Annotated in this window: 8 protein-coding genes; 3 read left to right on the top strand and 5 right to left on the bottom strand. The window is 68.9% G+C overall.

Annotation, left to right across the window (positions count from 1 at the left end):
• Positions 1–297: 297 nt before the first annotated feature.
• The 4 genes from fdhE to fdnG form a co-directional block, all read right to left on the bottom strand.
• Complete coding sequence (fdhE, locus tag SZ55_RS21255) at positions 298–1,227, bottom strand: formate dehydrogenase accessory protein FdhE (protein ID WP_044411227.1); 930 nt, start codon at positions 1,225–1,227, stop codon at positions 298–300.
• A gap of 36 nt (positions 1,228–1,263) precedes the next feature.
• The gene (locus SZ55_RS21250; RefSeq protein ID WP_044411224.1) at positions 1,264–1,893 is read right to left on the bottom strand and encodes a formate dehydrogenase subunit gamma; all 630 of its coding nucleotides are present in this window, start codon (positions 1,891–1,893) and stop codon (positions 1,264–1,266) included.
• A gap of 75 nt (positions 1,894–1,968) precedes the next feature.
• Positions 1,969–2,895, bottom strand: coding sequence for a formate dehydrogenase subunit beta (fdxH, locus tag SZ55_RS21245; protein WP_044411222.1), 927 nt, complete (start codon positions 2,893–2,895; stop codon positions 1,969–1,971).
• 10 nt (positions 2,896–2,905) lie between these two features.
• A complete protein-coding gene (fdnG, locus tag SZ55_RS21240) occupies positions 2,906–5,980 on the bottom strand; it encodes a formate dehydrogenase-N subunit alpha (RefSeq protein WP_152644527.1) in 3,075 nt (1,024 codons plus the stop codon).
• A gap of 199 nt (positions 5,981–6,179) precedes the next feature.
• Here fdnG and SZ55_RS21230 point away from each other — a divergent pair, with 199 nt between their 5' ends.
• A complete protein-coding gene (locus SZ55_RS21230) occupies positions 6,180–8,189 on the top strand; it encodes an NADPH-dependent 2,4-dienoyl-CoA reductase (protein WP_044411215.1) in 2,010 nt (669 codons plus the stop codon).
• Between the two features lie 725 nt (positions 8,190–8,914).
• On the opposite strand, the gene SZ55_RS21225 is transcribed toward SZ55_RS21230, so the two are convergent.
• Positions 8,915–9,814, bottom strand: coding sequence for a LysR family transcriptional regulator (locus tag SZ55_RS21225; RefSeq protein WP_044411213.1), 900 nt, complete (start codon positions 9,812–9,814; stop codon positions 8,915–8,917).
• A gap of 106 nt (positions 9,815–9,920) precedes the next feature.
• On the opposite strand from SZ55_RS21225, the gene SZ55_RS21220 reads away from it, so the two are divergent.
• Positions 9,921–10,805, top strand: coding sequence for an MBL fold metallo-hydrolase (locus tag SZ55_RS21220; RefSeq protein ID WP_044411211.1), 885 nt, complete (start codon positions 9,921–9,923; stop codon positions 10,803–10,805).
• A 64-nt stretch (positions 10,806–10,869) separates the two neighbouring features.
• Complete coding sequence (locus SZ55_RS21215) at positions 10,870–11,316, top strand: DMT family transporter (RefSeq protein WP_044411209.1); 447 nt, start codon at positions 10,870–10,872, stop codon at positions 11,314–11,316.
• The last annotated feature ends 79 nt before the right edge of the window (positions 11,317–11,395 follow it).

Below are 11,395 nucleotides of genomic sequence, written 5' to 3'. Positions count from 1 at the left end.
TCTGGCCATGGATGGCCAGTCGCGCCGTGCCCCCGGGGCACCGATGGAGCGAGGGAAGTCCCGCGCAGCGGGACCCGGATGCAGGGGCAAGCCTTTTTGGTTTTCTTTTTTGTGGGCGGCATTCCGACGACTGAAAAAAGAAACTCGCCAGGCAAGGCGAAACAGGGGCTCGCAGCACACGCAGTAATGAGCTGGGCTCCCTGACCTGCTGGCAGCACGCGACGCGGACATAGCCATGTTCTCCAGCCCTCCCGTGGCCGGCCGAGTCCATTGGGGTTGGTTGCTGAGTCTAGGTGCTCATTCGCTCCCAGGCGCGAGCAACAGGTTCGGCGCACGTCGCAGATACCCCTCCTCCGCCAGGCGCAGGTCGAGGTCGAGGCTGGCGAGGTCGTCGGCCTGGGCGTCGGCGTGGCTGTCGTGCTCCAGGTAGCAGTGCTTGAGGTAGCCCTGGCAGCTGGGGCAGGTCTCGGCGCGCAGGGGCGCCTTGTCGGCCGGGCGGTCGTCGCGTTCGACACTGAGGTAGGCCAGGCGCTTGCTCTCCTGGCAGTGGCTGCACTTGACCCGCACGTAGTGCCATTCGCAGCTGCACAGGGAGCAGCTGAGGTAGCGCAGGCCGTTGTGCTGGCCGAGGTGGCGGACCATGCCGGCCACGGGCGGGGAGCCGCAGGCGGGGCAGACCACCTTGGCTTCGCCGTCCTGCACGCTGCCCTCGGGCAGTGCCAGCAGCCAGTGGCTGAAGGTGACCTGCAGGGCGCCCCCGAGGAAGGGGACGACGGCGGGCGGCAGCAGGTCGAACTGGCCGCTGAGCAGGCTGATGCCCCAGGCCTTGCGCTGGCCGGCGTCGGCCTGGCGCAGCTGCTGGAGGGCGGCGGCGACGGCGGGGTTGCCGGGGGCCGGCAGTTGGTCCAGCAGGGCATCCACGGCGGCCAGCCAGCCGTCGGCGCGCACCAGGGTTTCGAAGGGCAGCGGCGGCATGCGGTGCTCGCGGCTGCGGGCGACGGCTTCCGGTGCGGGGCCGGGCAGCGCGGGCGGGTTGTCGAGCACGCGCTGCTGGGCCTCGCAGAGGTCGGCGATCAGCAGCAGGTAGGCGCCCAGCGGGTGGCCGTCGGCGAGCTGGCGCAGGCGTTCGGCACGGCTGGCGAAGAGGTCGCGCTGCGGCAGGTGGAGGAAGGGCGGGATGTTCGCCGCGGCGGCGATCTGTTCCGGTTCGAGCAATTGGCCTGACACGCAGGACTCCTTGTGAAGGTGCTGGATGGGGCGAGGTCAGTGCTTGCCGTCGCCCTTCTCGATGGATTTGAACCAGGCGGCATGGTGCTTGCGCGCCCAGCCCCGGCTGACCCAGCCGTGGAGCATGGCGCCGATGGAGCCTTTGACCCAGATGCCGGCGTAGATGTGCACGAGGATGCTGAGGATCAGCACCCAGGCGGCGAAGGCGTGCAGCAGCGCGGCGAGGCGGATCAGGTCGATGCCGAAGAAGTGGCTGAAGTACTGGCGCCAGATGACGATGCCGGTGAGCAGCAGGGTGATCATGGAGGCCAGCAGGACCCAGAAGAGGATCTTCTGCCCGGCGTTGTAGCGGCCGACTTCGGGGAGGCGGTCCTCACGGTTGTTGATGACGTCCTTCATCTGCCGCAGCCATTGGCCGTCGCCCTTCTCCCAGCGGTTGTGGTGGGCGAAGCGCAGGGCCAGGACGCAGAAGAACAGGAACATCGCCACGCCCATGAAGGGGTGCAGGATGCGCGTCCAGGGGCCGCCGCCGAACAGGTGGGTGAGCCAGAACAGCGAGGGGTGGAACAGGGCCAGGCCGGACAGCCCGGCGAGGAAGAACAGGATGGCCACCGCCCAGTGGTTGCTGCGCTCGGAGGCGGTGTAGCGCTGGATGTCTTTGTTCATGTCGTACTCCGTAACCCGGGGGCGCGTCCCTGCGCCCCTGACCGGCCCTCGCCCGCTGGGCGAGGGGGTTGTCTGTCAACGCGGCGCCCTGGGGTCGAACTCGTGGACCGAGGGGTCGACCTTGTGCACCGCCGGCTCGCTGGGGGGCGTTTCGTCCTCTTCCACGCGGTTGGGGCCGACCCGCACGTAGTGGAAGAAGCCGAACAGCGCCACCGCGCCCATGGCCAGCAGGCCGAGGGGCTTGGTGATGCCCTTCCACAGCCCGACCAGCGGGCTGATGGCAGGCGCCTCGGGCAGGCCGGCGTAGAGCGCGGGCTTGTCGGCGTGGTGCAGCACGTACATGACGTGGGTGCCGCCGACGCCCTGCGGGTCGTACAGCCCGGCGTTGTCGTAGCCGCGCGACTTGAGGTCGACGATGCGCTCGGCGGCGTGCTCCTTCATGGCCTCCTTGGTGCCGAAGACGATGGCCCCGGTGGGGCAGGTCTTCACGCAGGCCGGTTCCAGCCCGACGGACACGCGGTCGGAACACAGGGTGCACTTGTACGCCTTGTGGTCCTTCTGCGAGATGCGCGGGATGTTGAAGGGGCAGCCGGTGACGCAGTAGCCGCAGCCGATGCACTTGTCCTGGTTGAAGTCGACGATGCCGTTGGCGTACTGGATGATCGCGCCGGGGCTCGGGCAGGCCGCGAGGCAGCCGGGTTCGGCGCAGTGCATGCAGCCGTCCTTGCGGATCAGCCACTCCAGCTTGTTCTCCTCGGGCTCGTGCTCGGTGAAGCGCATGACCGTCCAGGAGTCGGCCGTCAGGTCCATGGGGTTGTCGTACACCCCGTGGTTGTGACCGACCTCGTCACGCAGGTCGTTCCATTCGGAACAGGCGACCTGGCAGGCCTTGCAGCCGATGCACTTGGACACGTCGATCAGCTTGGCCACCTCGCCCAGCTGCCGCACGGACGGGCTGGGCGTGGTGGTGGCGGAGCGGGCAATGATGTCTTGTGAGGCCATGGCGCTGCTCCTATGCCTTTTCCAGCTTGACCAGGAACGACTTGAACTCCGGCGTCTGGGTGTTTCCATCCCCGACGAAGGGCGTCAGCGTGTTGGTCAGGTAGCCGTTGCGCGCCACGCCGGAGAACCCCCAGTGCAGCGGGATGCCGATCTGGTGGACGGTCTTGCCGTCCACCTCGAGCGGGCGGATGCGCTTGGTGACCACGGCCACCGCCTTGATGTAGCCCCGCTGGGACGACACCTTGACCCGCTCGCCGGCAACGATGCCCAGCTCCCGCGCCAGCGCTTCGCCGATCTCGACGAACTGCTCGGGCTGGGCGATGGCGTTCAGCCGGCAGTGCTTGGTCCAGAAGTGGAAGTGCTCGGTGAGGCGGTAGGTGGTCGCCGCATAGGGGAACTCGTTGGCGGTGCCGAGCATCTCGCGGTCCCCCGGGAACAGGCGGGCGGCGGGGTTGCTGGTGACCTTGCGGTTCTCCGGGTGCAACGGGTTGCGGCCGATGGGCGTCTCGAACGGCTCGTAGTGCTCGGGGAAGGGCCCTTCGTTCATCTTGTCGAGGGCGAAGAATCGCGCGACGCCCTCGGGGTTCATGATGAACGGGTTCATGCCCTGCTCCGGCGGCACGTCGGGCTTGTAGTCGGGCACGTCGGTGCCGCCCCAGGCCTTGCCGTTCCACCACACCAGGCGCTTCTTCTTCGGGTCCCAGGGTTGCCCGTTGGGATCGGCCGAGGCGCGGTTGTAGAGGATGCGCCGGTTGGCCGGCCAGGCCCAGGCCCAGCCGAGGGTCTGGCCCATGGCGTAGGGGTCGGCGTTGTCGCGGCGGGCCATCTGGTTGCCGGCGGCGGTCCAGCAGCCGGCGAAGATCCAGCAGCCGCTGGCGGTGCTGCCGTCGTCCCGCAGCAGGGCGAAGCCGGGCAGTTGCTCGCCGGCCTTGAGCAGCGGTGCGCCCGTGGCCGGGTCGTTGAGGTCGGCCAGGGCCTTGCCGTTGAACTCGCGGGCGATCTCGTCCGGGGCCGGCTCGTCGGGGCGCAGGTAGTTCCAGTCCAGCCCCAGGATGGGGTCGGGGAAGGCGCCGCCGTCGCGGGTGTAGGCCGCGCGCAGGCGGTGGAACAGTGCGCCCATGATGGCGATGTCGGTGCGGCATTGGCCCGGCGGCTCGGCGCCCTTCCAGTGCCACTGCAGCCAGCGCCCGCTGTTGACCAGGGAGCCGTCCTCTTCGGCGAAGCAGGTGGTGGGCAGGCGGAACACGGTGGTCTGGATGCTGGCGGTGTCGACGTCGTTGTACTCGCCGGCGTTGCGCCAGAACTCGGACGTCTCGGTGGCCAGCGGGTCCATCACCACCAGGTACTTCAGCTTGGCCAGGCTCTCCACCACCTTGCCCTTGTTGGGGAACGAGGCGATGGGGTTGAAGCCCTGGCAGAAGTAGCCGTTGACCTTGCCCTGGTGCATCAGGTCGAAGTAGCGCAGCACGTCGTAGGCCGGCACGTCGAGCTTGGGCAGCCAGTCGTAGCACCAGTTGTTCTCGGCGGTGGCGGACTTGCCGAACCAGGCCTTCATCAGGCTGACGTGGAACTTGCCGTAGTTCTGCCAGTAGGACAGCTGCCCCGGCCGCGCGGGCTTGGCGGCGCGCTTGGCGATGTAGGCGGCGTAGTCCTGCTCGGCGTCGCCGGCCAGGGTCAGGTAGCCCGGCAGGGAGTTGGAGAGCAGCCCCAGGTCGGTCAGGCCCTGGATGTTGGAGTGGCCGCGCAGGGCGTTCATCCCGCCACCGGGCATGCCGATGTTGCCCAGCAGCAGCTGCACCATGGCGCCGGTACGGATGATCTGCGAGCCCACCGAGTGCTGCGTCCAGCCGAGGGCGTACAGGATGGTCATGACCTTGCCGGGCGCGGAGGTCTCGGCGATCTGGCTCCAGACCTTCTGCAACTGCTCGGGCGGGGTGCCGCAGGTGCGGCTGACCACCTCGGGCGTGTAGCGGCTGTAGTGCTTCTTCATCAGCTGGAACACGCAGCGCGGGTCTTCCAGCGTCGGGTCGACGCGGGCGTAGCCGTCCTCGCCCTTGGCGTAGCTCCAGGCGGATTTGTCCGGGTAGGCGCGCTTGGCCTCGTCGTAGCCGTTGAACAGGCCGTCTTCGAAGCTGAAGCCTTCGTTCACGATGAACGACGCATCGGTGTAGTGCCGGACGTACTCGTGCTGGATCTGGTTGGTGGTGATCAGGTAGTTGATCAGCCCCCCCAGGAACGCGATGTCGGTCCCGGTACGGATGGGTGCGTAGTAGTCGGCCACGGAAGCCGAGCGCGTGAAACGCGGGTCGACCACGATCAGCCGGGCCTTGTTGTGGGCCTTCGCTTCGGTCACCCATTTGAAGCCACAGGGGTGGGCTTCGGCAGCGTTGCCGCCCATGATCAGCACCAGATCGGCATTCTTGATGTCGGTCCAGTGGTTGGTCATGGCGCCACGGCCAAACGTCGGGGCAAGACCTGCCACCGTCGGGCCATGTCAGACACGTGCTTGGTTATCGAACCCCAGCATGCCCAGTGAACGCACCACCTTGTGGGTGATGTAGCCGGCTTCGTTGGAGGATGCCGACGCGGCGAGGAAACCGGTGGTGAGCCAGCGGTTGACCGTCTGTCCGGCGTCGTTCCTGGCCACGAAGTTGGCGTCGCGGTCCGCTTTCATCAGCTGGGCGATGCGGTCGAGCGCCTCGTCCCATTCGATGCGCTTCCACTCGCTGGAGCCGGCTTCGCGGACCTCGGGGTACTTCAGGCGGTTGGGGCTGTGGACGAAGTCCAGCAGGCCGGCGCCTTTCGGGCAGAGGGTGCCGCGGTTGACCGGGTGGTCCGCGTCGCCCTCGATGTGGATGATGTTCTGCGCCACGTTCTTCGACGCATCGCCCTGGCTGTACATGATCAGGCCGCAGCCGACCGAGCAGTAAGGGCAGGTGTTACGGGTTTCGACGGTTCGCGCCAGCTTGAAATGGCGCACCTGGTCGGCGAAGGCGACCGGGGGTGCCATCCCCAGCGCCGCCAGGCTCGATCCTCCAAGGCCTACACCGCAGACCTTGAAGAACTGTCGACGGTTCATGTCCATCGTGGGTTCTCCTGCATCAGGCAAGGGAGCCGCTCTTCGGCGACTCTTCAGCCCCGGAAGCTTAGTCAAGCGAACCGCACCGCGCATGGATCCAGAGCAATGGTTTGACCGAAATGCCCGAGCGGCACGTCAACCGGGCCGTTATCCCGCCGGGCGCAACTTCCTATGGTGAAGGCCCTTCTCCCCGCGCCGGTCCGCCATGAACACAGCCTATCCCCACCTGCTCTCGCCCCTGCACGTCGGCCCGCTGCACCTGCGCAACCGCGTGGTGATGGGCTCCATGCACACCGGCCTGGAAGACCGCCTGCGGGACTTCGACAAGCTGGCGGCCTACTACCGGGAGCGGGCGCGGGGCGGCGTCGGGCTGATCATCACCGGCGGCTTCGCGCCCAACCGGGAGGGCTGGCTGCTGCCCTTCGGCAGCAGCCTGACCCGCGGCCTGGAAGTGCCGGCCCACCGCCGTCTGACCCAGGCGGTGCACACCGAGGGCGGGCGCATCCTGCTGCAGATCCTGCATGCCGGGCGCTACGGCTATCACCCGCTGGTGGTCTCGGCCTCGCCGCTGAAGTCCCCCATCAGCTGGTTCGCCCCGCGCGAGCTGAGCGAGCGGGGCATCGAGCGCACCCTGCGGGCCTTCGTGCGCTGCGCGCGGCTGGCCAAGGCGGCGGCCTACGACGGGGTGGAGATCATGGGCAGCGAGGGCTACCTGCTGAACCAGTTCCTCTGCCCGCGCACCAACCAGCGCCGCGACCGCTGGGGCGGCTCGCTGGAGAACCGCATGCGCCTGGCGGTGGAGATCGTCCGACGCATCCGCCGCATGGCCGGGGACGGTTTCGCCATCGGCTTCCGCCTGTCGCTGCTGGACCTAGTGGAGGGGGGCAACACCGCCGAAGAGGTGCAGCAGATCGCCCTGGCGCTGCAGGAGGCCGGCATCGACCTGCTCAACACCGGCATCGGCTGGCACGAGTCGCGGGTGCCCACCATCGTTACTTCGGTGCCGCGCGGGGCCTTTGCCGAGGTCAGCGCACGGCTGCGGCGCGTGTTGCGGGTGCCGGTGGTGGCCAGCAACCGCATCAACACCCCGGAGCTGGCCGAGGCGCTGATCGCCGACGGCCAGGCGGACCTGGTGTCCATGGCCCGGCCGCTGCTGGCCGACCCGCAGTTCGTCGCCAAGGCCGCGGCGGGCCGGCCCGAGGCGATCAACACCTGCATCGCCTGCAACCAGGCCTGCCTGGACCACGCCTTCGCCAACCGCCGCGCCAGTTGCCTGGTCAACCCACGGGCCGGCTTCGAGACCGAGCTGCGCTACCGCCGTACCCGCCAGCCCAAGCGCATCGCCGTGGTCGGTGCCGGGCCGGCGGGGCTTTCCGCCGCCTGCGTGGCCGCCGAGCGCGGACACCGGGTGACGCTGTTCGAGGCGGCGGCCGAGATCGGTGGGCAGTTCAACCTGGCCCGGCGCATCCCCGGCAAGGCGGAGTTCGACGAGACACTGCGCTACTTCCGCACCCGCCTGGCGGAGCTGGGGGTGGAGCTGGTGCTCAACCGCCGCATCGGCCCCGGCGAGCTGAGCGGCCATTACGACGAGGTGGTGGTGGCTACCGGGGTGCGCCCCCGCGCGCTGGCGCTGCCGGGCGGCGGGCACCCCAAGGTGCTCAGCTACGCCGAGGTGCTGCTGGGTGCGCCGGTGGGCGAACGGGTGGCGCTGGTGGGGGCCGGCGGCATCGGCTTCGACCTGGCGGCCTTCCTGCTGCAGCCGCACACACCGGACCCGGCGCGCTGGCGTGCCGAGTGGGGCATCGACCTGCAAGGCACCACGCCCGGCGGGCTGGTTCCGCCGCTCGCCCTGCAGCCGCAGCGGGAGCTGTGGCTGCTGCAACGCAAGCCGGCGCCCCTCGGCCGGGGGCTGGGTAAGACCAGCGGCTGGGTCCACCGCGCCCACCTGCAACGCCTGGGCGCGCGGATGCTGGGCGGGGTGGAATACCTGCGCGTGGACAACGACGGCCTGCACATCCGCCACGACGGACGCGAGCAGGTGCTGCCTGTGGATAACGTGGTGATCTGCGCCGGCCAGGAACCCGTGCGCGACCTGCACCCGGTGCAAGGCTCCGACCACCTGCGCCTGCACCTCATCGGCGGCGCCCGCCGCGCCGGCGAACTCGACGCCAAGCGCGCCATCCGCGAAGGCGCCGAGCTGGCGGCGCGGTTGTGAGGGGCGTCGAGATTCCTGGCGGCGCAGATAGACGCCGGTGGGCTGAAGCGGAACGCCGCCCAGCCCACCCTACGACCGATGCCTAAAGCTGTTTGGCTGCACCCTGTGGGAGCACTTTCAACATCGATGCGGTTCGCCGAGCTCACCGCATCCTACGGCCCCGCTCCGTCCGTAGGATGGGCTGAGCTGTGCGAAGCCCATCGGGATGGCGTGCGGGATCGATCCACCAACGCAACGCTCATGGGCCGCCGATACGTCGGCCTCTCGCACACCTGACGGATCGATGCGGTTCGCCGAGCTCACCGCATCCTACGGTCCCGCTCCATCCGCAGGATGGGCTGAGCTGTGCGAAGCCCATCGGGGTGGCTGCGGGATCGATCCACCAACGCAACGCTCATGGGCCGCTGGAGACGCCGGCCTCTCGCATACCTGACGGGTCGATGCGGTTCGCCGAGCTCACTGCATCCTACGGCCCCGCTCCATCCGTAGGATGGGCTGAGCTGTGCGAAGCCCATCGGGATGGCGTGCGGGATCGATCCACCAACGCAACGCTCATGGGCCGCTGGAGAGCGGTCGGCCTCTCGCATCCCTGACGGATCGATGCGGTTCGCCGAGCTCACCGCATCCTACGGTCCCGCTCCGTCCGTAGGATGGGCTGAGCTGTGCGAAGCCCATCGTGACGGGCTCCGGGCGAGGGACTTCGAGATTCCTGAAGCCGCTAGGCTTCACGCATCCCAGTCGGTGTCGTCCTGCAGGCGTTCGGCGAGGTGGTCGAGGAGCAGGCGCAGGGCGTGGGGCATTTGCCGGCGGCTGCCGTAGAGGGCGTAGATGCCGAGCACCTGGGGTTCGTGGTCGGGCAGCAGCTGCACCAGGTCGCCGCTGCGCACCAGGGCGGCCACCGAGTAGCGCGGTTGCAGGCTGATGCCCTGCCCCGCCAGCGTGGCCTCCAGCAGCACCATGGATTCGTTGGCGCTGAGCCGGCCGCTGACCGGCACGGCGCTGGGCTCGCCGTCGCGGAAGAAGGTCCACAGGCTGCGGCCGAAGTAGGAGTAGGTCAGGCAGTCATGGCGCACCAGGTCCTCGGGGGTGCGCGGCAGGCCGTGGCGGGCGACGTAGGCCGGGGTGGCGCAGACCACCGAGCGGCAGGTGCCGAGGCGCCGGGCGATGAGGTTGGGGTCGAGCTGGTTGGTGATGCGCAGGGCCAGGTCGATGCGTTCCTCGATCAGGTTGACCGCCTGGCTGTTCACCAGCAGGTCGATGCCCACGGCCGGATACTGCTGCTGGAAGCGGCCGATCTCGTGCACCAGCCAGGCCTGGGCGAAGGACTGGCTGCAGGTGACCCGCAGGCGGCCGCTGGGCGCCTCGCGGTGGTCACGCCCGAGGCTCTGCATGGATTCGGCCAGGGCGCAGACCTCCCGGCACTGCGGCAGCATCTGCTCGCCGGTGCCGGTCAGGCTCAGGCGCCGGGTGCTGCGGTGCAGCAGGCGTGCGCCGGCCCACTCCTCCAGCGCGGCGAGGTAGCGCGAGATCATCGCCCGCGACATGTCCAGGGCATCGGCAGCGGCGGTCTGGCTGCCCCGCTCCACCACTTCGACGAAGACCCGCATGGCAGTGATCCGATCCATGTCTATGCTCGCTATGTGCAACAAAGAAGCGCGGATTATGGCGTTTTTTGCCGCCTATCACGCAACTATCCTGCACGCCGTCACCCACTCACCGAGGTAGCCCACCATGGCCCCGTTCGCTCTCATCCGCCGCCTGCTGGCCGGCGCCCTGCTCAGCGCCGCCGCCGGCAGCGCCCTGGCCCAGCAACCCCTGGAACTGCAGGTCTACAACCCCGGCGAGCAGGCCGTGTTCCCGGTCAGCTCCTCCCTGCTGCTGGGCGAGAAGGACGCCCTGCTGGTGGACGCGCAGTTCTCCAGCCACCAGGCCGATGACCTGGTCAAACGCATCCAGGCCAGCGGCCGCCGCCTGACCACCATCTTCATCAGCCACGGCGACCCGGACTTCTACTTCGGCCTGGACACCCTGCTGCGCGCCTTCCCGGACGCCAAGGTGCTGGCCACCCCGCAGACCATCGCCCACATCCAGGCCACCAAGGACCTGAAGCTGGCCCACTGGGGCCCGATCCTCAAGGACGGCGCGCCGCGCAACCTGGTGGTGCCGCAACCGCTGCAGGGCGACAGCCTGACCCTGGAAGGCGAGCGCATCCGCGTGATCGGCCTGGACGGTCCGGACCCGAGCCACACCAGCCTCTGGGTGCCCTCCCTGCGCACCGTGCTGGGTGGCGTGCTGGTTAGCGGCAACATGCACGTGTGGACCGCCGACTCGCAGACCGTCGAGTCCCGCCGCAACTGGGTCGGCGCGCTGGACGCCCTGGAAGCGCTGCAACCGCAACGCGTGGTCCCCGGCCACTACCTGGGCGAACCGGCCAAGGGCCTGGGCGACTTGCAGTTCACCCGTGACTACCTCAAGGCCCTGGAGCAGGAACTGCCCCGCGCCAAGGACGCCAAGGCCCTGGTGGCCGCGATGAAGAAGCGCTACCCCGACCTGCACGGCGTGGAAGACCTGGAACTGAGCGCCAAGGTGCTCAAGGGCGAGATGCAGTGGCCCTGATCTGAGACAGCGACCGGGGGGCGGCGGCATAATCGCCGCCCCCTTCGTTTCAGGAGATTCCCCCATGCCCAATGCCTGGTGGCTGCTTGCCCTGCCCTTCGTCGCCGGTTCCTTCCTCCCGCTCCAGGCGGGCATCAATGGCCAGTTGGCCAGGCAGGTCTCCAGCGTCATGAGCGCGGCGCTGATCTCCTTCCTGGTGGGCACGGTGGCGCTGTTCATCGTCGCTGCCGCGCAACGCGAACTGCCCAGTTTCACCGCGCTCAAGGGCCTCACCTGGTGGCACTGGAGCGGCGGCCTGCTGGGGGCCGTGTTCATCGCCACCGCCGCTTTCGCCGGGCCACGCATCGGCGCGCTGCTGTTCATGGTGCTGGTGCTTGCCGGGCAACTGAGCATGGCCCTGGCGCTCGACCACTTCGGCTGGGCCGGTTACCGCGAGGCCCCCATCAGCGTCGGCAAGCTGGCCGGCCTGGGCCTGATCATTGCCGGCGTGTGGATGATCCGCCGCGGCTGACCGGCCGTCAGACAAAGGTCGGCCGGGACAGTGGCCAGTTGATGTCAATGCGGAACCGGGTAAGCTCTGCCCACCAGCC

Source organism: Pseudomonas sp. FeS53a (genome assembly GCF_000931385.1).
Lineage (GTDB): Bacteria > Pseudomonadota > Gammaproteobacteria > Pseudomonadales > Pseudomonadaceae > Metapseudomonas > Metapseudomonas otitidis.
This window is presented reverse-complemented; position numbering and strand designations above follow the sequence as displayed.

Excerpts from the sequence above, each read along its gene's own strand:
- SZ55_RS21250 (WP_044411224.1), bottom strand. The coding sequence starts at position 1,893 with ATGAACAAAGACATCCAGCGCTACACCGCCTCCGAGCGCAGCAACCAC.
- fdxH (WP_044411222.1), bottom strand. The coding sequence starts at position 2,895 with ATGGCCTCACAAGACATCATTGCCCGCTCCGCCACCACCACGCCCAGC.
- SZ55_RS21230 (WP_044411215.1), top strand. The coding sequence starts at position 6,180 with ATGAACACAGCCTATCCCCACCTGCTCTCGCCCCTGCACGTCGGCCCG.
- SZ55_RS21225 (WP_044411213.1), bottom strand. The coding sequence starts at position 9,814 with ATGGATCGGATCACTGCCATGCGGGTCTTCGTCGAAGTGGTGGAGCGG.
- SZ55_RS21220 (WP_044411211.1), top strand. The coding sequence starts at position 9,921 with ATGGCCCCGTTCGCTCTCATCCGCCGCCTGCTGGCCGGCGCCCTGCTC.
- SZ55_RS21215 (WP_044411209.1), top strand. The coding sequence starts at position 10,870 with ATGCCCAATGCCTGGTGGCTGCTTGCCCTGCCCTTCGTCGCCGGTTCC.